This window comes from Mycolicibacterium iranicum, from assembly GCF_002101705.1.
Lineage (GTDB): Bacteria > Actinomycetota > Actinomycetes > Mycobacteriales > Mycobacteriaceae > Mycobacterium > Mycobacterium iranicum.
In genome coordinates this window covers 1-20,172 of record NZ_LQPC01000028.1, presented here as the reverse complement: position 1 = coordinate 20,172, position 20,172 = coordinate 1, and the positions used below count along the sequence as shown (strand labels likewise).

Genomic DNA, 20,172 nt, shown 5'->3' with positions numbered 1-20,172 from the left:
TCATGGCTCGAGAACCATCTGGTAGCGGCTCTCTTCACGCGGATTGATCAATCGGATGGGCAGCTGCTTGTGTCGCGGGGTCGCAATGAAGTTGTCGCGCAACATGACCTGACCGACACCCGGTTGAGGCCGCAGATAGGTTGTTGCTTTCTGCCACGACACCTTGGGGACCGGACCGATCCGCGCGTTGACGTACCCGGCGAATTCCTGGAATTGCGGTTGCAAGGTGACGCTGGCGCCGGCGGCGGCAGAGCGCACGACGAACTGTGTGAACAGCCGCGCGTTGCCGAGGTTGATACTCACGTCGACGTCGTCGAACGGCATGTACACCGGATAACGGTCCGCCGTCTCGCCGACCAGAATGCCCGCCGCGCCGATCGGCAGTTCGTAATGCCGGTCGGTCACCGGACTCTCACCCAGCAACGCGGCGCGCTGCCCGCCGTACAGGCACGAAAAGCCGCGAGGTGTCGAGGGATTCGCCAGGGTCGTCAGCAACACCGTTACCCTCGGCGCGGATCCGGGAACGATGCGCACCCGGGTCAACGTGTGGTCGGCCCGGGCCGACCACCACACATCGGGTCCGCCTGGTGCGTGGTAGGCGGCGGTGAATGTGCTGCGGCCTTTGACCATTGACCATGTCTCGCGCTCGAAACTGATCTCTGTTGCAGCATCGAAGTCGTCGAAGCTGCGCGCCGGGCGTGCGTCCACGCCCTTGCCGGCCAGGTGGTCCGCGATGCGGGTGGTCGATGACACCAGGTACTGCGCCAACCCGGCCACACCTGCGTTGCGGCGCAACGCGGACTTGCGGGTCTTGTCGGGATCGGCGCGCACGACGATCCACGTTCGGCGGTTGGCAGGCGCGGGATAGGGGCCGACGACCTGTTCGTAGAGCGCCACCAGTGCGGCCGGCGCCGTCCTGCCCACCCGGTAGCCGGCCGAGACGACGTCGGCCTCCAGATCGGGGCAGTAGGCGCTGAGCAGGTTTTCCAAGAGCTTGGTGTCGATGACGTCGTCGGTGGCGGCCTCGCCGTTGACGATCACCGTGGGCGTGAAGGGCCGCGGCACGAGTTCGATCACCGAGACGACGTAGCCGTCCTGCCACCGCAGCGCGACGTGATCGCCGGGGATGACAGTGGCTCCGACGGCCGGCTCCGACGGCGTCGCCGGGGGCTGCTTGTGGCGTCGTCGCCAGGCGAACAATGCCGCCACCCAGCCGCTGACGCGGCGTCCGCGGATCGTCACCACCGAGGACAGCCCGATCAGCACAGCCAGCGTGATGCCCAGCCACATCAGGTCGAGCGGGGCGAAGATCAGAATGCACGCCGGGATGAGCACCGCCGCCCACAGCGCATGGCCCGTGGTGAGTCGGAGCCCGAAGATCGACAGGAACCTGCTCATCGGCGCCTCAGCGCCCGTCGGGCCAGTGCTCCGATACCCAGCAGCACGGCCACACCCGCGGCCACGACGACGACCCCTGTGATCGGATTGCGGTCCGGCGGAGGCACATACACCGGCGGTGGGACCTCCTTGATGTTGTACGGAATCTCGGCCGGGCCCGGCGGGACATCCCACGTCAGTGCTGCGACCGGGTCGATGACCCCGGCGCCGACGACATTGTTCACGCCGCCGCCGGGATGGCGCGCCGTCGCGGTGATGCGGTTGATGATCTGGGCGGGCGTCAGTTCGGGGAAGCGCTGCTTGATCAGCGCGGCCAGACCGGACGCATACGCCGCGGAAAACGACGTGCCGCTGATCGGAATCGGACCGTCCTCGCCCTGCAGCGCGTTCACCGGGTTGCCGTCATAACCCAGCGCGACGAGGTTCTCGCCGGGAGCAGCGGCACCCACCCACGGACCTTGGACGGAGAACCCGCTGGGCTGGCCATTCGGGGCGATGCTGCCGACCGTGAGGACCAGCGGCGAGTACCACGCCGGAGACACGATCGTCTGGACTCCCTGCCATCCGCGGGGATCGGCGGGCATCGCGGGATCGGGCGGCGGGTTCTGGGTGCAGTTCTCGCCGGTGTTTCCCGCCGCGGCGACGATCACCGCACCCTTGACGTTGACGGCGTAGTTGATCGCGGCTCCGACAACGGCCTCATTGATGCGGCGGGTGACCTTGTAGCACGCAGCTTCGCTGATGTTGATGATCTGCGCGCCCAGGTTGGCCGCGTGCACGATCGCCCGGGCAAGGCTGCGCAGCGAGCCGGCCGTCTGCGTCGAATTCGGATCGTTGGGGTCGTTGTTGGCGCCGACCGGGGAGAAACTGTCAGACGTCTGGCGCAGCGACAAAATCCTCGCGTCGGGTGCGACGCCGATGAACGCGTCGGTGGGGGCGGGCCGTCCTGCGATGACGGCGGCGGTCAGAGTGCCGTGCGCATCACAGTCGGACATGCCGTTCCCTGCTGCGTCGACGAAGTCGCCACCGGGTTCCGCGGGCACGCGGGGCGATCCGTTCACCCCGGTGTCGATGACCGCCACAGTTACCCCGGCGCCGGTTGCGAACTTCTGCGCCTGCGCCAACTGGAGATAGTCGCTGGCCCAGGGCCGGTCCGCGAAGTTGGAATTGGGGAAGACCGTGGGGGCAGCGCAGATGCGGCGCTGTTCCATCGGCTGGTCCGGGCCCGTCTCATCAGGGGGGATCGCCGCCGGATCGATGATCGGCTGCTCGATCGCGCCCGCAGGCGGAGCCGTCAGCAGCACAAGGAACAGAGCCGCGATCAGCGCACCGACTCGGCGCACGCGATGTCACCCCCCGAAACACCCGACATGTGCTTGACCGTGGACAGCAAACTCGCTGACCACGGTGGTATAGCCCAAAAGATCAGGTCCAGGCTACGCGTCTGAGGCACCACGCAAGCCTAAGGGTGTCCCGGTAGGGGTCATTCCGCTTTCTTGCGGTGACCCCACCGGGACGACGACGGTCAGGCGTCGAGGTCCTTCTGTACGAGTTCGGCGATGGTGGCCAGCGCGGACTCGTCGTCGGAGGCAACGGTCACCTCGGCGCCGTTCCCGGCGCCGAGGGTCATGATCATCAGTGCCGAGCCGGCGTCGACGGGCTCGCCCCCGTCGACCGACAGGGTGACGGGCACACCGGCCTCGACGACAGCCTCGGCGATGATCGCGGCGGGGCGGGCGTGCAGGCCGATGGACGAGCCGACGATGACGGTCTTGCTGGGCATGATTCTCCTTGGTTGTTATCGGTTGTTGGGTTGTCCTACGACGGTCAGGCGGCGACGAGCTCGCGTTCGTCTTTGGCGCCGGCCTTGATGAACTGCTTGGCTGCGACGACCGCGAGCGCGGACGCGATGGTCCCGGCGACGATGGCGATGACGAAGCCGAGCTTGTTGTCGATCGCGAAGAGCACGAAGATGCCGCCGTGGGGCGCCCGTGATCCGACGCTGAACGCCATGCACAGCGCACCGGTGATCGCCCCGCCGAACATCATCGACGGGATGACGCGCAGCGGATCGGCCGCGGCGAACGGGATGGCACCCTCGGAGATGAACGATGCCCCGAGAAGCCAGGCAGCGCGGCCGTTCTCTTTCTCCGGCTCGCTGAACAGATGCGGGCGGATGGTTGTCGCCAGCGCCATGGCCAGCGGCGGCACCATGCCTGCGGCCATCACGGCAGCCATGATCTCGAACGCCGCAGTGGTGTTGGCGGCAAGGCCCGCGGTGGCGAACGCGTAGGCCGCCTTGTTGACCGGGCCACCCAGGTCGAAGCACATCATCAAGCCGAGAATGATGCCGAGGAAGATTGCCGAGGTGCCCGACAGTCCGCTCAGCCATTCGGTGAGCCCGGTGTTGATGTTGGCCAGCGGGCGACCCACGAAGAAGAACATGATCAGGCCGACCGCCAGCGATGCTCCCAGAGGCACGATCACCACCGGCATCAGGCCTCGCAGCCACTGCGGCACCTTGATTCCGCTGATCCACAGCGCCACAAAGCCGGCCAGCACACCGCCGACGATGCCGCCGATGAAGCCGCCGCCGATGAAGACGGCCAGAGCGCCCGCCGTGAATCCGGGAGCGATGCCGGGCCGGTCAGCGATGGCGAACGATATGTAGCCCGCGAGGGCGGGAACAAGGAAGCTGAACGCCAACCCGCCGAGCGTGAAGAGGATCGCGCCGAGATACTGGGCGAACCCGCCGTCAGGCAGGTTGGTCAGCGAATTGTTGAGGGCGATGTCGTTGCCCGTGTCGGCGATTTCGTAGCCGCCGAACAGGAAGCCCAGCGCGATCAGCAGACCGCCCGCGGCAACGAACGGAATCATGTAGCTCACGCCGGTCAGCAGGATCTGCCGCGTGCGGGTTCCCCACCCGACATTGCCCGACGGCGCATCGGATGCCGCGGCACCCGAGCCCTGGACCCGAGCTGCGTTCGGGTTATCCGCTGCGGCAACGGCTTCGGCGATCATCTTGGCAGGCTCGTTGATGGCGCGTTTGACGCCGGATGCAATCACGGGCTTGCCGGCGAAGCGGCCCTTGTCCTTCACCCCGACGTCGGTGGCGAAGATGACGGCGTCGGCCTTGGCGATGGTGTCAGCGGGAATGGGTGTGCTGCCTGAGGATCCCTGCGTTTCGACGACGAGCGTGACGCCGGCATCCTTGGCCGCTTGGCTCAGCGAGTCGGCCGCCATGTAGGTGTGGGCGATGCCGGTCGGGCAGGCGGTGATCGCAACGAGCGTCTTGGCGGCGGGCTTCTCGGCAGCTGCTGCAGGCGCTGCCGCAGGTGCCGGATTGACCACCCCTTCGACCAGGCCGACCACCTCGTCGGCCGACGACGCGTTGCGAAGGGATTCGACGAAGTCCTTGCGGACCAAAGCCCTTGCCAGACTGGACAACAGCTTCATGTGCTCCTGGCCGCCGGAATCCGGCGCAGCGATCAGGAAGGCCAGATCCGCCGGGCCGTCCGGCGCGCCGAAATCGACGCCCGGCTTGAGTCGGGCGAATCCGATGGTGGGCGTGTCGACGTACGGCGATCGGCAGTGGGGGATCGCGATGCCGCCGGGAAGGCCGGTGGCCGACTGTGCTTCCCGCGCCATCGCAGCACCGACGAGCCCCTCGGCGTCGTTGGTCCGCCCCGCGCCGGCCAGAGTTTCGACCAGGCGCGTGATGACGGCTTGCTTGTCACCGTCGACCGCGGCATCGAGGAGCACCAGATCGCGGGTGATGATCGGGGTGGTGGAGGTGGTCATGGAACTACCCTGTCTCTTCTGTTACTGAGTGGCGGGAATCGGTGAAATCGGTGACACCGCAACGGCGTTCAGATCGATCTCGGCTGGGGAGGGCAGCGTCGTGCCCGGGAGTGCGGCAGCGGCGCTGCCGTAGGCGACGGCCATCTGGAGCCGTTGTGGTGGGACCGCACCGCCGACCTCGGCGCGCACGTATCCCGCCAGTGACGAGTCGCCGGCACCGACGGTGCTGCGGGGCGTGATGGGTGGCGGGCTCGCCATCCAGGCCCCGTTGCAGTCGACCAACACGGCGCCAGCGGCACCGAGGGTGGCCAACACGGCTCCGACTCCCAGGTCGATCAGTTGCCGGGCCGCAGCCACGACAGGTGCCGGATCGCCCTGAGCGACGGCATCTTCGAGCGCATCCGGGGAGAGCCCGAGAACACTAGCCAGCTCCTCGGCATTCGGCTTGACGAGGTCCGGTGCACCACGCTCCAGCGAGCTCATGAGTGAGGCCAGCGGCGCGTCAGAGGTATCGACGGCCACCCGGCAGGGTCGCGATGCGAGCAGCGCGACGACGTCTGCGTACCAGGACGTGGGCATGCCGGGCGGCAGGGAGCCGGACATCACGACCCAGTCGGCGTCTTCGGCGGCCCCGATGACGACCTCGGTGAATGTCGTCAACGTGGCTCCGTCGATCATGGCGCCGGGTTCGTTGATCTTGGTGGTGGTGCCGTCCTGCTCGGTGATCGTCAGGTTGGTCCGGGCTGGTTGATCCGTCGTGACGATCTGGTAGGGGACGGCGGCGTTCACCAGTGCGGTGAGTAGCGGATCGTTCACGGCGGCGGGCAGCACCGCCAGCGCATCGACACCCGCCATCGTCAACACCTTGGCGACGTTGACCCCTTTGCCGCCAGCCTGATTCGTCACTGACGTGACGCGGTGCACGGCGCCGCGCGTCAATGGGGACGGCAACGTGACGGTGCGGTCGATGCTCGGGTTGGGGGTGACGGTCACGATCACGGGTGGCCTCCTGCGCGAATGATCTCGACGCCGCACTCGCCCAGCTCGGCGCTGTCGGCGGCAGAGATCTCGGGGTCGGTGATGAGGGTGTCGACACTGGAGATCGGCGCGAAGCTGACGAAGTCTTCGCGGCCGACCTTGGAGGAATCTGCGGCGACCACGACGTAGTTGGCCGCGCGGACCATGGCACGTTTCACCGCGGCCTCCTCGCTGTCGGGAGTCGACAGCCCGTGGCGCACGCTGATCGCGTTGGTCCCGATGAAGGCGATGTCGACGCGCAGCGTGTCCAGGACGCGCAACGCCTGCTCGCCGACGGCGGCCTGCGTGACACCGCGGACTCGACCACCCAGCAGTTGCAGAGACACCGAGGGGATCGTGGCGAGCCGAGCCGCAATCGGGACGGAGTTGGTCACCACGAGGAGCTCGCGGTCGGTCGGCACCTGCGCGGCGATCCGCATCGTGGTGGTGCCCGCGTCGAGGAGCACGCTGGCGCCGCTGAGCGGGAAGAATTCCGCTGCTGCCGCCGCGATCGCGTCTTTGTGCTCGGCGCGGGTCACATCGCGCTCGCCGACGCCCTGCTCGACGAGGTGCAGGGCCCGCACGGGAACCGCACCGCCGTGCACTCTGCGCACGATGCCTGCTTTGTCGAGGACGGCGAGATCGCGCCGGACGGTTTCGGTGGTGACGTCGTAGGTCTGTGCGAGTTCGGTCACCGAGGCACGGCCCTTGGTCATCACCAGCGACGCAATCGCCTGCTGCCGTTCTTCCGGGTACATGTGACTCCGCACTGAGGGTTCATGTGGATATTGGTGGGGCTGGAGCACCCTTTTGATGTTGATATGTTTGGTTTTACTCCTGAACGTGTTGACTTGTCAACGCTTTCTTGTAATCTGGTTCACATGACTGTGACGTCCCCGCTCACCTCACACTCGGTTCTGCACGGTGTTCCCGTTGTGCCCGGAGTTCAGTACGCGCCGGTGATCCGTCCGGGAAAGCTGCCCGATGTCGATAACGACGCCGAAGGCGAGATCGCCGAGGAGAAACGGGCGGCGGAAGGTGAGCGCTTCACTGCCGCAGCCGCAGCGGTGGCCGAGAGGTTGCGTGAACGCGCAGCTCACGCCACCGGTGCAGCCTCCGAGGTGCTCGCGGCGACCGCGACGCTCGCCACCGACCGCGGCTGGCTCGGCGCGGCAGAGAAGCGCATCAGAGACGGTGCTCCTGCTGTTCGTGCGGTCAACGGCGCCATCGATCAGTTCGTCGAGATGTTCACCAAGCTCGGCGGATTGATGGCCGAGCGTGTCACCGACCTGCGCGACATCCGCGACCGGGTGGTCGCCGAGCTGAAAGGCCTGCCGGAGCCGGGCGTACCCGTGCCCGACGAGCCGTCGATTCTGTGCGCCGAGGACCTCGCGCCTGCGGATACCGCCGGCCTTGACCCCGAACTCGTCGTCGCCTTGGCCACCACGCTCGGCGGGCCGACGAGCCATACCGCGATCATCGCGCGACAGCTGGGCATTCCGTGCGTCGTCGCCGTCGCGGGTCTCGACGACGTCCCTGCCGGCACGATGGTCCTCGTCGACGGCACCCGTGGCACCGTCACTGTTTCCCCCGACGAAGGGCCGGCCCGCGAAGCCGTCGCCGAGGCCAAGCGTGTCGCCGAGGCGGCGGCCAACTGGTCGGGTCCGGGCACCACGGCGGACGGGCACGCCGTCGCCGTGCTCGCCAACGTCCAGGACGGTGCGGCCGCGCGGTCGGCGCGCCAGACCCCGGCGGAGGGCGTCGGTCTGTTCCGTACCGAGCTCTGCTTCCTCAACACCGACACCGAACCGACCGTCGACGAGCAGGCGACCATCTATGCCGAGGTGCTCGACGCATTCGCCGGCAACAAGGTGGTCATTCGAACGCTCGACGCCGGCTCGGATAAACCACTGAAGTTCGCGGGCCATCCCGACGAGGCCAACCCCGCCCTCGGTGTCCGCGGAATCCGCATCGCCGCCAACAATCCCGGACTCCTGGCCAATCAGCTCGAAGCCATCGCCAAGGCAGCCGAGCGGTCGGGCAATCCACCCTGGGTCATGGCACCGATGATCGCCACCGCGGAAGAGGCGAAGAACTTCGCCGACAAGGCACGCTCACACGGTCTGACGCCGGGCGTCATGATCGAGGTACCCGCTGCCGCGCTCCTGGCCGACCGCATTCTCGAGCACGTCGACTTCCTCTCGATCGGCACCAACGACCTCGCGCAGTACACGATGGCCGCCGACCGGATGTCGGCCGAATTGGCGACGCTGACCGACCCATGGCAGCCCGCGGTGTTGGCGCTTGTCGCCATGACGGTGAAAGCCGGTGCCGCCGTGGGCAAGCCGGTCGGTGTGTGTGGTGAAGCAGCCGCTGATCCACTGCTGGCGTGTGTCTTGACCGGCTTCGGCGTCACCTCACTGTCGGCGGCTGCGGCAGCGGTCCAGGGAGTGGGCGCCAAGCTCGCGCAGGTCACGCTGCAGCAGTGCCGTGACGCGGCCGAGGCCGTGCTCGGCACCGCCAGTGCTGCCGAAGGCCGCGCCGCGGCGTTGGCTGTCCTGGGCTGAACCGTCCAGCCCGTTTCTGAGGTCGGTGCTGCAATCGGCTGAACTGAGTGTGCGTCCAGGTCGGACAACGGGCCGGATCCTCACCCCCACCGCACACTCGAGGGCAAGCCGGAAAGGAATTAATCGGACTGCAGTCCGGTTGTTGGGAACATGCCTGCCATCACAGCCGATACGCTCACTCTCCCGCGCATCGCGGGGCCAGCACCGACCGACACCGAACGTCCGGTGCGGTCCGTCACGACCGGACCACGCGGGTACGAAGGCGAAGGTTTCCCCGTCGTCCGCGCGTTCGCCGGCGTGAACGCGCGTGATCTCGACCCGTTCATCCACATGGATCAGATGGGGGAGATCGAGTACCAGCCCGGCGAGCCGCGTGGGACCGATTGGCATCCGCATCGCGGTTTCGAGACCGTCACCTACATGATCGACGGCCGCTTCGCGCACCAGGATTCCCACGGCGGTGGTGGTTTGATCGCCGACGGCGCCACCCAATGGATGACGGCCGGTTCGGGCATCCTGCACATCGAGACGCCGCCCGCCGAACTCGTCGAGAGCGGCGGGGTGTTCCACGGCATCCAGCTGTGGGTGAACCTCCCCAAGAAGGACAAATTCGCCGACCCGAACTACCAGGCGATCGAGGGCGCACAGGCCACCCTACTGTCGTCCCAGGACGGTGGCGCGTTGGTGCGAATCATCGCCGGCGACATCGGCGGCCAGGCGGGACCGGGGTCCACCCACACACCGATCACGCTGGCGCACGCCACCGTGGAGCCCGGAGCGCGCCTCGACCTGCCGTGGTCGCGCGACTTCAACGCACTGGTGTACGTCCTGTCCGGCCGAGGATCAGTGGGCCCGGTAGGCCATCCAGTGCAGCAGGGGCAGCTCGCGGTGCTCGGCCCCGGCGACCGGATTGCCGTGACCGCCGATTCATCTCAGGATTCGAACCGACCCGCCCTCGAAGTGCTGTTGTTGGGCGGAAAGCCAATTCGTGAGCCGGTCTTTCAGTACGGGCCCTTCGTGATGAACTCGAAGTCCGAGATCATCCAGGCCGTCGAGGATTACCAGTCCGGCAAGTTCGGCGCGATACCGCCGAACGCGCTGATGCCGCATCGCCCGCTGCGCTGAGTTCAGCGGTCGGCCTTCAACGGATAGATCAACTCCAGCTCCCCGATGGCGGCGGCGGTGGTGAGCAGTGGCAGCGCGGCGGAGAGCCCGAGACTGTCGTCTCGGGCCTCCGACCGCAGTGCCCGCACGAAATCGTCGCTGATCGGGGTCCACGCGTCGACGGAGTCCCACTGACCGGTCACCCGGTCACAGATGGCGTCGACGTGGGACTCCAAAATCGCGCGGACATTGGGATACGACCCCAGCGGCGGCGGAGTGGGGATATCGGCGATCAAGTCGGCGACCGCCCGCAGGCGGATCGCGCGGTTGAAGGAGCGCACGATGGGAGCGCGAAAGTCCGTCTCGCCACTGCTTTCCGAGAGATAGTGCCTGACCGCGTCGTCGATCACCCGGGATGCGGACAGCGCCTCGTGACTGAGCGTCGCCACCTCGTCGGTGCGCGCCTCCGTGGCGCCGCGGGTGATGCGCAGCACGGCGGCGCGTAGGTAGCGCGCAAAAATCCTTCGGGCCGAATCGATCTGACGTGTCACCGACGCGGTTGCCCCGCGCGGCCACAGCAGAAGAGATACCGCGACGCCCACCAGCGCGCCCACGAAAACGTCCTCGACACGAACCAGGCCTACCTGCCAGCCGGTCGGCGCGATCAGGTTGAAGAAGATCAACACCATCATCGTGAACGCGGCCTGCGCGGCCGTGAACGATGCGATCTCCGGTACGTATGCCGATCCGAACACGACCACCGGCATCAAGATCCACAACACCACCGGGTCTACGCCCACCAGATAGATCAGCACGGCGCCGAGCAGGAAGCCTATTCCGGTGCCGAATACCGCGCGCCACACTCGCGTGCCGGTGGTGAGTGCGCTGCTGCGCAGCACGGACAGCGCGCCGAGCACCACCCAGAAGCCGTGCTCAATCGGGAAGACGTGCGTGACGGCGACCGCGAGCGCGAGACCCAACCCGGTGCGCAGACTGTTGCGGACAGCCACCGCCCTGTTCTCCAGGAATCCGGAGGTGATTTGAGCGGCCGCAATCGTTTCGGGCAGCAACCTGTCGGATGCACCAGTGGGCGGCAATCGCAACCCGAGCGCGCGCGCCCACACCGGCCGCGCATCGGCAGCGGCCGCTGCCGCGATGATGCGGCCGGTGGCTCCCACGGTGGCGGCGATCGTGCGACGGCGCAGCAGATCCCGGCCCAGCGCCACCGCCTGATCGTCGTCGGGTGCGGCCAGGATCTCGTCGAGGTCCTCCCGCCAGCGCCCCTGCGCCGTGGCACGCAGCACCGTCAGTGCCGCGGCCAGTTCGGCGCGCGCGAGTTCGCGGCCGCGGGGGCGCGAAATGCGAAGCACGGCAGCCGCGCTGCGCAGGACGCGTCCGACCGCGTCCTTGTCACGCAACGTGACTCCAGCGTGCGGACCCGTCCGATCGGCGACCCATTCCAGGTCGTCGACGACGCGGACGAGGGCGCGGCTGCCTGCTGTCAGGCCGACCGGCCGAAAGTCTGCCTCCAGGAAGGTCTGGCGCAGGGAATCCATTGCCCTGCTGACGTTGTCGGCGGTGCCGGTTCCGTCCAGCTGGTCGGCCAGGGCCGCGCACGCCCGCGCTGCCCGGCTGCGGAGCTGACCGTGATGCCTTGGCGGAAGCAGGAACAACGCGGCGGGCGCACACACCGCGAGTGCGATCGCCCATCCCAGAAGGCGTTCCCCGATCGGCCCGGGAGCCGTGCACGCGGGGAGCACGAACAGTACGAGCGTGGCGCGCTGTCCCGCGGCGATCGTCTCGCTGAGTACCCCGGAGAAGGTGACGGCAACTCCGAGGACGAACATCGTCGCGACGGCGGGCCACGGGTGCGGTGCCACCAGGGTGCCGAGGGTGATCAGGAGGAATCCGTTGACGCCCAGCCACGTATAGGCCACGGCCCGGTTCTGGCGATTACCGGGAAAATCGGAGAACACCAGGAGCGCCACGGAACCGAAGATCGTGAACAGCGGCGTCTGTGGATTGGCGCCGCCGATGAGGAAACCCAGGGCGCCGGCGAGCGGTACCACCATCGCGGCGCGCAACGCTCGGCGGAACGCGTCATTGTCGGGGTCTCGCTGCGCGGCTCGCCGCACGATGCGCTGTCGGGTGTCGTACAAGAGTGCAGACATCAGTGTTTACGGGTCTCGACGCCGGTGTCCGGGCGCCCGACACCCCTGGGTAACGGTTCTGTCATTGTTTGCTGCGGAAAAGGTGCGCACGCCTGCCCATGCACCGCACACACCTGCCGGTCGATCGAACTCCGCGTCCAGTCGGGGACATAGTGAGAGAAGGAGTCGGTGGTCACACCGCCCCGCTCGCACACCTCCGCGAGTTCGAGGAGGCCGTACCCGAGGTAAGACAGTGCGGCGGAGCCTGCGTCGAAGAATGCGTCTCGCGATGGCACCGCACCCATACGACAAACCTAGTTCGCCGTCGGCCCGAGCCGCTCAGGCCGTCGTCCCGAAGCGGCGAACTATCCCCCGCATGAACGGTGAGGTGTTTGCTGATGGGTCTCTCTCAGGTAATGGGTGGAGGTCCCGGCGCCAAGTGCCAGGTGACGTGTGGCACAATTTACGGGTGCCGTATACGGCTAGTAGAGGTCCAGGGCGTCCTCCCGCAGCGAAGGCAGCTGAAACACGGGAGCGCATTTTGCATGCCGCTCGCGAGGTATTCAGCGAACTTGGCTACGATGCTGCGACGTTCCAAGCGATCGCCATTCGCGCTGATCTGACCCGCCCAGCGATCAATCACTATTTCGCGAGTAAACGCGTTCTCTGGGGCGAGGTCGTCGAGCAGACCAACGCCAGCATTGTTAGTGCCGGAATCGCGAGGGCTCAGGAACAGCTGACGTTGATCGAACGGCTTTCGGCGTTCCTGTCGGTGGCGACGCAGGCCGACTCCGAGGATCGTTCCGCGGCCGCATTCCTGGTGACCTCGGTTCTGGAGTCGCAACGCCACCCTGAGCTGAGCAATGACGAGCACGACTCGTTGAAGAACTCGCGCGCTTTCGTCTCCTGGGCGGTCAACGACGCGATCAGCCGCGGTGAGCTGAGCACTGATACCGATGTCGATCACCTGGTGGAGATGCTCGTCGCGGTGGTGTGGGGGATGGGTTTCTATGCCGGCTTCGTCGGCGATCGCACCGAACTCAGCGCGGTGGTGCACAAGCTCGAGCTCTTGCTCGCCAACAAGCTGTGGAACCTGAGCGAGTAATCCGCTTCTCCTGACCACTTCCTGTGAGTCTGGCCGTTCTGCCTGTGTCATGGCCCACACCCGGCTGGAACGACGCCGGCATTTAGATAGCCTTGCAATGTAATCAGGCGCTTATCGTCGCCCGTCCTAAGACAGGAGGGAACCTGCTGTGAGTTCACTTCGCACCGACAACGACACCTGGGACATCGCGTCCAGCGTCGGCGCCACGGCGGTAATGGTGGCGGCCGCGCGTGCCGCCGAGACCGACCGGCCGGACCGGATCATCAGCGATCCGTACGCCAAGGTCCTCGTCTCCGGCGCGGGCTCGGGCGCCTGGGGCTTCATCGGTGACGACACCTTCCGGGCCAGGGTCGCCGAGCAGGACCCCGAGATCGACGCCTTGTTCGAGCACATGGGCAATTACCAGGCCGTCCGCACGCACTTCTTCGACTCGTACTTCACCGCCGCCGTCGACGCCGGAATCCGCCAGATCGTCATCTTGGCCTCCGGACTGGACTCGAGGGCGTTCCGTCTGCCCTGGCCGGCCGGCACCACGATCTTCGAGATCGACCAGCCGCTGGTGCTGGAGTACAAGTCCGCAACCTTGGCCGCCGAGGGCGTCGCCCCCACCGCCGACCGGCGCGAAGTCCCGATCGACCTACGGCAGGACTGGCCTGCCGCGCTGAAATCTGCCGGATTCGACCCAAGCCGGCCGACTGCCTGGCTCGCCGAGGGTCTGCTGATGTACCTGCCCGCCGACGCCCAGGACCGGCTGTTCGCCCAAGTCACCGATCTGAGCGCGCCGGGAAGTCGCGTCGCGGCAGAGTCGATGGGACCTCACGACCCCGACCGCTGGGAACGGGCGCGGGAGCGCTTCGACCGGATCACCGCGCAGCTCGACACCGAGCCGATGGACATCACCGAGCTCACCTACGAGGACCCCGACCGGGCGGACGTGGCGGAGTGGCTGGCCGCCAACGGGTGGCGTTCCGAAGCGGTCGACTCCCGGGACGAGATGCGCCGACTCGACCGCCTGGTCGTCATCCCCGACAACGGTGATCAGGCATTCTCGACGTTCACCACCGGGGTCAGACTCTGACGGTCGCTTGACACCTGTTCACCAACCGGATGGTTGGTTAGGATTCGGGGTACTCCAAGGTCAGGAAGGAACCCCATCATGACCACCGAATCCGTCGCACCTGCTCAGGGCACCGCCACCGCAGCCGACATCCCTGCCGTCGTCGCCCGCCTCCGGCAGACCTTCGCGACCGGACGCACCCGCCCCGTCGAATGGCGCAGGGAGCAGCTGCACGCGCTGGAACGCCTCATGTCCGAGAACGAGGCAGCCGTCACCGACGCTCTCGAGAAGGACCTCGGTCGCTCTCCGTTCGAGGCCTGGCTGGCCGATATCGCCAGCACCACAGGCGAAGCCGCCTACGCAGCCAAGAACGTCGGCAAGTGGATGAAGCGTCGGCATCGTCTGTTGGAGATGTCGCAGCTGCCGGGCCGCGGCTGGGTGGAGTACGAGCCGTACGGAACCGTGCTGATCATCGGCGCCTGGAACTTCCCGTTCGCCCTCACGCTCGGCCCCGCCGTCGGTGCGATCGCCGCCGGAAACACCATGGTGCTCAAGCCATCTGAGGTCGCGCCGGCGTCGTCGGCGCTGATGGCCGAGTTGGTTCCCCGCTACCTGGACAACGACGCCATCGCCGTCATCGAGGGCGACGGGGCGGTGAGCCAGGAGCTCATCGCGCAAGGCTTCGACCATCTGCTGTTCACCGGCGGCACCGAGGTCGGCAGGCGCGTCTACGAGGGTGCAGCCCCGCACCTGACCCCTGTCACCCTGGAACTGGGCGGAAAGAGCCCGGTCATCGTGTCCGCCGACGCCGACATCGAGGTGGCCGCCAAGCGAATCGCGTGGACCAAGCTGATCAACTCCGGACAGATCTGCATCGCCCCCGATTACGTTCTTGCCGACGCATCGGTTCGTGACCGGCTCGTCGACGAGCTCCGCAAGACGATCGACAAGTTCGAGGCGGGCAACTCAGGTAAGCGCATCGTCAACGAGCGGCACTTCAACCGGCTCGCCAATGCCCTGGCCGCCACCAAGGGCACCGTGGCGGTCGGCGGCCAATCCGACGCTGTCAACCTCAAGATCCAGCCGACCGTCGTGGTCGACCCCGACCCCGCCGAGCCCCTGATGACGGACGAGATCTTCGGGCCGATCCTGCCGATCGTGACGGTCCAAAATCTGGATGAGGCAATCTCTTTCGTCAACGCGCGGCCCAAGCCGCTGGCCGCCTACCTGTTCACCAAGGCCAAGGCGGTGCGGGAGCGGGTGATCCGGGACGTGCCGGCCGGCGGCATGGTCGTCAACCACCTGATCTTCCATTTCGCCACCCACAAGCTGCCGTTCGGCGGCGTCGGGCCGTCCGGACTTGGCGCATACCACGGGAAGTTCGGCTTCGAGACGTTCAGCCACAAGAAGTCGGTGCTGACCAAGCCGACCCGACCCGACCTCACGGCCATGATCTACCCGCCGTATACAGAGAAGGCGTTCAAGCTGGCGCGCAAGCTGTTCTAGGGTGAGCGCCGTCGTCATCTGAAACCAACGAGAGGAACACCAGTGCCAGGAGTGCAGGACCGTGTCATCGTCGTCACGGGTGCCGGAGGGGGGCTCGGTCGCGAATACGCGCTGACCCTCGCACGCGAGGGCGCCAGCGTCGTCGTCAACGACCTCGGCGGAGCGCGCGACGGTACGGGCGCCGGGCACAACATGGCTGACGAGGTGGTCAAGGAGATCAAGGACGCCGGCGGCCGCGCCGTCGCCAACTACGACTCCGTGGCCGAGCCCGAGGGAGCCGCCAACATCATCAAGACCGCTGTCGACGAATTCGGCAAGGTCGATGGCGTGGTCAGCAATGCGGGCATCCTGCGTGACGGCACGTTCCACAAGATGGAGTTCGGGAACTGGGATGCCGTGCTCAAGGTCCACCTCTACGGCGGATACAACGTCATCCGCGCCGCCTGGCCCCACTTTCGCGAGAACGGCTTCGGCCGCGTCGTCGTCGCGACGTCGACGTCCGGCCTGTTCGGCAATTTCGGACAAGCCAACTATGGCGCTGCCAAGCTCGGGCTCGTCGGCCTGATCAACACGTTGGCCCAGGAAGGCGCCAAGTACAACATCAAGGCCAATGCCGTCGCACCGATCGCAGCGACCCGCATGACGCAGGACATCCTGCCGCCTGAGGTATTCGAGAAGCTGACCCCGGAGTACGTGGCCCCGGTGATCGGGTACCTGTGCACCGAGGAACTGCCCGACACCGCGTCGGTGTTCATCGTCGGCGGCGGCAAGGTGCAGCGCGTCGCGCTGTTCCAGAACAGCGGCGTGACCTTCACCGAGGTTCCGTCGGTGGACGACATCGCGGCCAAGTGGGGCGAGATCACCGATCTGTCTGCGGCTGAGCGAGCCACCTTCAGCCTCGGCTGATCGGAATGAAAGCGCTTGTAGCGCAAGAGCTCTCGGGCCCTTCAGGGCTGGCGTACACCGACGTGGATGACATTTCCAGCGACTCCGCTGTTGTCATCGACGTGGGTGCCGCCGGCGTCTGCTTTCCCGACCTGCTGATGCTGCGCGGCGAATACCAGATGAAGATGCCGCCGCCGTTCATTCCCGGCGTCGAAGTGGCCGGAACCGTTCGCTCTGCGCCTGCCTCCTCGGGTTTCACGGCGGGACAGCGTGTTTCCGGCTTCAGTCTGTTAGGGGGCTGGGCGGAGCAGGTCGCGGTGCCGGAGGACGCCGTCATTCCGACCAACGAGGCGCTCGACGACGGCTCGGCGGTCTGTCTGCTGGGCAACTACTACACGATGTACTTCGCGCTGCAGCGTCGCGGTGCGTTGCAGCCAGGCGAGACGGTTCTCGTGCTCGGTTCCGGCGGGGGTGTCGGGACAGCGTCGGTGCAGATCGCAAAAGCTCTGGGTGCCAAGGTGATCGCGATGGTGCACCGGCCGTCGGCGGTGTCGTTTGTCGAGTCGCTGGGCGCCGACGTGGTGCTGCCGCTGACCGACGGGTGGCTCGACGCGGTCAAGCAGGAGACCGGCGGACGCGGTGTCGACGTGGTCGTCGACCCGATCGGCGGCTCCGCGTTCGACGACGCGATCCGGGCAATGGCCACCGAAGGTCGGCTGCTCGTAATCGGATTCGCCGCGGGAGGCATCCCGACGGTCAAGGTGAATCGTCTGCTGCTGCGCAACGTCAGTGTCGTCGGCGTCGGGTGGGGCGAGTTCGTCAACCGCACCCCCGGAGCGCAGGCTCAGGTCGGTGCCGCGCTGGCCCAGCTGGTCGATGCAGGTCTCAGACCGCCTGCGCCCGTGCGCTTTCCGCTGTCCGACGGTGCGGCGGCGCTGCAGGCGCTCGCCGACGGCGAGATCAACGGAAAATTGGTCCTCGAACCATGATGATCAAGGCGCTGGCGTTCGATGTGTTCGGCACCGTCGTCGACTGGCGGTCCAGCGTGATCACACAGCTCGAATCTTTCGGTCGGGCGCACGATGTCCAGGCGGACTGGGCTCAGTTCGCCGACGACTGGCGAGCTGGTTATGTCCCGGCGATGGACCGGGTGCGCCGCGGCGAGCTGCCCTGGACGCGGTTGGACGATCTGCACCGGGCGCGGCTCGTCGAGCTGCTCGATGCTGCCGGGATCACCGCCGGGGACGCCGAGATCGACGACCTCAACTTCGCCTGGCACCGGCTCGATCCGTGGCCCGACAGCGTCGCCGGTCTGATGCGGCTCAAGCAGCGCTACACCATCACGACACTGTCCAACGGCAACGTGTCGCTGCTGACGAACATGGCCAAACGGGTCGGACTGCCGTGGGATTGCGTGCTCTCAGCCGAGATCTTCCGGCACTACAAGCCTGACCGGGAGGCCTACCTGGGCTGCGCCCAGATCCTCGACGTCGCCCCCGACGAGTTGATGCTGGCCGCCGCGCACCCCGCCGACCTGCGTGCTGCACGCGACGCAGGTTTGCGGACGGCGTTCGTGTTCCGGCCCGGCGAACACGGCCCGGCCCGCACACTGCGTAAACCCCCCGATGGCGAATTCGACGTCATGGCAGACGATTTCCTCGATCTCGCGGACAAGTTGGGTGCCTGATCCTGCGCGTAGCGTGGACGGTATGACCACAACAACGACCTTGTCACCGGCCCTGCGGCTGGCCGAGAAGTTGCTTGTCGACCCTCCGGTGAACCCCGACGTCAGCAACGGATATCTGGACCTGCTCGGCGACCGGTCCGCCGACGCCGAGCAGAACACCGGCGCGATCCAGGCGCTGTGGGCCTCGCGGCTCGGCTCGCTGTTCTACGACAACGCGCAAACGCTCGCGCGCCGGGTGATTACGGCGTGGCAGGAGCCCACCGAGTGGCTGAACATCCCGGTCGGGGGCAGCGCGCTCGACGTCGGCAGCGGCCCAGGCAACGTCACCGCCGCACTGGGCCGTGCGGTCGGCCCCGGTGGGTTGGCACTCGGCATCGACATCTCCGAGCCCATGCTGCGCCGCGCCGTGAGCGCGGAGGCTGCGGCGAATGTCGGCTTCCTGCGGGCGGACGCGCAACGCCTGCCGCTCAAAGACGAGTCCGTCGACGCCGTCGTGTCGATTGCGATGTTGCAGTTGATCCCCGACCCGGCGGTGGCGGTCGCGGAGATGGTGAGGGTGCTGCGGCCAGGCCGTCGGATGGCGGTCATGGTGCCGACGGCCGGCCCAGGCGCGGCCGTGTTCCGCTACCTGCCGAATGCCGGTGCCCACGTCTTCGACGACGACGAGCTCGGCGACACGTTCGAGAGTCTCGGGCTGACGAGCGTGCGGACCAAGAACATCGGCACGATTCAGTGGGTGCGCGGCAAGAAGCCGTAACCCCGTACTCTCGCTGGCGTGAGCACTGTCGGCGTCGTCCTCGTCGCGTTGGTGATCGCCGTCGGGCTCGTCGGGATCATCGTGCCGATCCTGCCCGGCGGAATCCTGGTGATCGGTGCCATCGGGGTGTGGGCGTTCGTCGAGAACACCACCGTCTCCTGGGTGGTGTTCGGCATTGCCGCAGCACTTTTCGCCGGGTCCCAAGTCATCAAGTACACGTGGCCGGTCAAGCGGATGCGTGCGGCCGATGTGCGCACCTCAGTCCTCGTAGTGGGCGGCATCGCGGGCGTGGTCGGCTTCTTCGTGATCCCGGTGATCGGTTTGCTCATCGGATTCGTGTTGGGTGTGTTCGCCGCCGAACTCAGCATTCGAGGGGATGTCAGGCGCGCGTGGGCGTCCACCTGGCACGCACTCAAGGGTGTCGCGCTATCCGTCGGCGTGGAGCTCTCGGGTGCACTGTTGGCGACCATCGCCTGGGTGGTCGGACTCTTCCTGGTCTAGCTAGCCGCACGCACGGACGCGACGGGCCCATGCGTCGGCGAGTCTGATCCGAATGGTGGCTTCGGAGTCCGCCGCCGTCACCCGGATGACGATCCAATCCTGCTCGATCATCTCGTCGTATCGGCGGATGTCCCTGTCGAACTGCTCCCGACTCATTCGGTGGTGGCTGCCTTCGTACTCCAGCGCGATCTTGTACTCGGGCCAGCCCAGATCGACCCGGCCGATGAGGACGTCGTACTCGTTGTATACCGGCACCTGCGTCCGAGGTCGTGGGTAGCCGGCTCGTACGACACTGAGACGTAGTGCCGTCTCGCGAGGGGACTCCGCACCCGGGTCGACGAGTGACAGGACCTCCATAGCCCGGGCGATGCCGTGACGGCCTGGATAGCGGACGACGGCGTCTTCGATGGCCGCGACTTTCGTGCGAGTGGCACGCGCGAGCGCGTCTATTGCCACCACCGCGGTGTCGAGCGGGTATCTGCGAGCGAGGTCGATCGCGGTGCGGGTGGGCGTGGTCAGACGCATCCCGTCTACCGTGCACACCTCCTCCTCGGCCAAAGTGCCGACGGTCACGTAATTCCCCAGGGGCTGCCGTCACGTAATTCCTCATGTTCGGGCCCTGCTGTGGCGAGGATAG

18 protein-coding genes are annotated in these 20,172 nt (G+C 67.0%); 10 read left to right on the top strand and 8 right to left on the bottom strand.

Going from position 1 to position 20,172, the window contains the following annotated elements; genetic code table 11:
- From eccE to AWC12_RS10820, 6 genes are all read right to left on the bottom strand, one after another.
- Window positions 1-1,398, bottom strand: a complete 1,398-nt coding sequence (gene eccE / locus AWC12_RS10845) for a type VII secretion protein EccE (protein ID WP_085174228.1) — start codon at window positions 1,396-1,398, stop codon at window positions 1-3.
- Window positions 1,395-2,741, bottom strand: a complete 1,347-nt coding sequence (gene mycP / locus AWC12_RS10840; protein ID WP_085174226.1) for a type VII secretion-associated serine protease mycosin — start codon at window positions 2,739-2,741, stop codon at window positions 1,395-1,397. The genes eccE and mycP overlap by 4 nt, the downstream gene beginning before the upstream one ends.
- 182 nt (window positions 2,742-2,923) lie before the next feature.
- Window positions 2,924-3,181, bottom strand: a complete 258-nt coding sequence (locus tag AWC12_RS10835; RefSeq protein ID WP_024448821.1) for an HPr family phosphocarrier protein — start codon at window positions 3,179-3,181, stop codon at window positions 2,924-2,926.
- Between the two features lie 44 nt (window positions 3,182-3,225).
- Window positions 3,226-5,199: a PTS fructose transporter subunit IIABC gene (locus AWC12_RS10830; RefSeq protein WP_024448822.1), complete on the bottom strand. Its 1,974-nt coding sequence runs from the start codon at window positions 5,197-5,199 to the stop codon at window positions 3,226-3,228.
- A 21-nt stretch (window positions 5,200-5,220) separates the two neighbouring features.
- Window positions 5,221-6,198: a 1-phosphofructokinase family hexose kinase gene (locus AWC12_RS10825; RefSeq protein WP_085174224.1), complete on the bottom strand. Its 978-nt coding sequence runs from the start codon at window positions 6,196-6,198 to the stop codon at window positions 5,221-5,223.
- Window positions 6,195-6,974 (bottom strand): DeoR/GlpR family DNA-binding transcription regulator, encoded by a 780-nt coding sequence (locus tag AWC12_RS10820; protein ID WP_085174222.1) that lies wholly within the window; start codon window positions 6,972-6,974, stop codon window positions 6,195-6,197. The genes AWC12_RS10825 and AWC12_RS10820 overlap by 4 nt, the downstream gene beginning before the upstream one ends.
- Window positions 6,975-7,037: 63 nt before the next feature.
- Here AWC12_RS10820 and ptsP point away from each other — a divergent pair, with 63 nt between their 5' ends.
- Window positions 7,038-8,783 carry a phosphoenolpyruvate--protein phosphotransferase gene (gene ptsP, locus AWC12_RS10815; protein ID WP_085174220.1) on the top strand — a complete coding sequence of 582 codons (1,746 nt, stop codon included), beginning with the start codon at window positions 7,038-7,040 and terminating at the stop codon, window positions 8,781-8,783.
- Window positions 8,784-8,933: 150 nt separating this feature from the next.
- Window positions 8,934-9,908 carry a pirin family protein gene (locus AWC12_RS10810; RefSeq protein ID WP_024448826.1) on the top strand — a complete coding sequence of 325 codons (975 nt, stop codon included), beginning with the start codon at window positions 8,934-8,936 and terminating at the stop codon, window positions 9,906-9,908.
- 2 nt (window positions 9,909-9,910) lie between these two features.
- On the opposite strand, the gene AWC12_RS10805 is transcribed toward AWC12_RS10810, so the two are convergent.
- Entirely contained in the window at window positions 9,911-12,058 is a 2,148-nt protein-coding gene (locus tag AWC12_RS10805) for an FUSC family protein (RefSeq protein ID WP_085174218.1), read from the bottom strand.
- Window positions 12,059-12,506: 448 nt separating this feature from the next.
- Here AWC12_RS10805 and AWC12_RS10795 point away from each other — a divergent pair, with 448 nt between their 5' ends.
- From AWC12_RS10795 to AWC12_RS10760, 8 genes are all read left to right on the top strand, one after another.
- Complete coding sequence (locus tag AWC12_RS10795) at window positions 12,507-13,142, top strand: TetR/AcrR family transcriptional regulator (RefSeq protein ID WP_207576410.1); 636 nt, start codon at window positions 12,507-12,509, stop codon at window positions 13,140-13,142.
- A 148-nt stretch (window positions 13,143-13,290) separates the two neighbouring features.
- Window positions 13,291-14,220, top strand: coding sequence for a class I SAM-dependent methyltransferase (locus tag AWC12_RS10790; protein WP_085174214.1), 930 nt, complete (start codon window positions 13,291-13,293; stop codon window positions 14,218-14,220).
- Between the two features lie 78 nt (window positions 14,221-14,298).
- On the top strand, window positions 14,299-15,705 hold the full coding sequence (locus tag AWC12_RS10785) for an aldehyde dehydrogenase family protein (RefSeq protein ID WP_085174212.1): 1,407 nt from the start codon (window positions 14,299-14,301) through the stop codon (window positions 15,703-15,705).
- Between the two features lie 42 nt (window positions 15,706-15,747).
- Window positions 15,748-16,611 carry an SDR family oxidoreductase gene (locus tag AWC12_RS10780; protein ID WP_085174210.1) on the top strand — a complete coding sequence of 288 codons (864 nt, stop codon included), beginning with the start codon at window positions 15,748-15,750 and terminating at the stop codon, window positions 16,609-16,611.
- Window positions 16,612-16,616: 5 nt separating this feature from the next.
- The gene (locus tag AWC12_RS10775) at window positions 16,617-17,579 is read left to right on the top strand and encodes an NADPH:quinone oxidoreductase family protein (RefSeq protein WP_085174208.1); all 963 of its coding nucleotides are present in this window, start codon (window positions 16,617-16,619) and stop codon (window positions 17,577-17,579) included.
- A complete protein-coding gene (locus tag AWC12_RS10770; RefSeq protein WP_024448834.1) occupies window positions 17,576-18,277 on the top strand; it encodes a haloacid dehalogenase type II in 702 nt (233 codons plus the stop codon). The genes AWC12_RS10775 and AWC12_RS10770 overlap by 4 nt, the downstream gene beginning before the upstream one ends.
- Window positions 18,278-18,299: 22 nt before the next feature.
- Window positions 18,300-19,034: a methyltransferase domain-containing protein gene (locus AWC12_RS10765; protein WP_085174206.1), complete on the top strand. Its 735-nt coding sequence runs from the start codon at window positions 18,300-18,302 to the stop codon at window positions 19,032-19,034.
- Between the two features lie 18 nt (window positions 19,035-19,052).
- The gene (locus tag AWC12_RS10760) at window positions 19,053-19,535 is read left to right on the top strand and encodes a DUF456 domain-containing protein (protein ID WP_085174204.1); all 483 of its coding nucleotides are present in this window, start codon (window positions 19,053-19,055) and stop codon (window positions 19,533-19,535) included.
- Here the strand turns inward: AWC12_RS10760 and AWC12_RS10755 are convergent, their stop codons facing one another.
- Window positions 19,536-20,108 carry an endonuclease domain-containing protein gene (locus AWC12_RS10755; protein WP_133057326.1) on the bottom strand — a complete coding sequence of 191 codons (573 nt, stop codon included), beginning with the start codon at window positions 20,106-20,108 and terminating at the stop codon, window positions 19,536-19,538.
- Window positions 20,109-20,172 lie beyond the last annotated feature (64 nt).

Coding starts and splice junctions, on each gene's coding strand:
- eccE (WP_085174228.1), bottom strand. CDS start 1,398: ATGAGCAGGTTCCTGTCGATCTTCGGGCTCCGACTCACCACGGGCCAT.
- AWC12_RS10835 (WP_024448821.1), bottom strand. CDS start 3,181: ATGCCCAGCAAGACCGTCATCGTCGGCTCGTCCATCGGCCTGCACGCC.
- AWC12_RS10830 (WP_024448822.1), bottom strand. CDS start 5,199: ATGACCACCTCCACCACCCCGATCATCACCCGCGATCTGGTGCTCCTC.
- AWC12_RS10820 (WP_085174222.1), bottom strand. CDS start 6,974: ATGTACCCGGAAGAACGGCAGCAGGCGATTGCGTCGCTGGTGATGACC.
- ptsP (WP_085174220.1), top strand. CDS start 7,038: ATGTTTGGTTTTACTCCTGAACGTGTTGACTTGTCAACGCTTTCTTGT.
- AWC12_RS10810 (WP_024448826.1), top strand. CDS start 8,934: ATGCCTGCCATCACAGCCGATACGCTCACTCTCCCGCGCATCGCGGGG.
- AWC12_RS10805 (WP_085174218.1), bottom strand. CDS start 12,058: ATGTCTGCACTCTTGTACGACACCCGACAGCGCATCGTGCGGCGAGCC.
- AWC12_RS10785 (WP_085174212.1), top strand. CDS start 14,299: ATGACCACCGAATCCGTCGCACCTGCTCAGGGCACCGCCACCGCAGCC.
- AWC12_RS10775 (WP_085174208.1), top strand. CDS start 16,617: ATGAAAGCGCTTGTAGCGCAAGAGCTCTCGGGCCCTTCAGGGCTGGCG.
- AWC12_RS10770 (WP_024448834.1), top strand. CDS start 17,576: ATGATGATCAAGGCGCTGGCGTTCGATGTGTTCGGCACCGTCGTCGAC.
- AWC12_RS10765 (WP_085174206.1), top strand. CDS start 18,300: ATGACCACAACAACGACCTTGTCACCGGCCCTGCGGCTGGCCGAGAAG.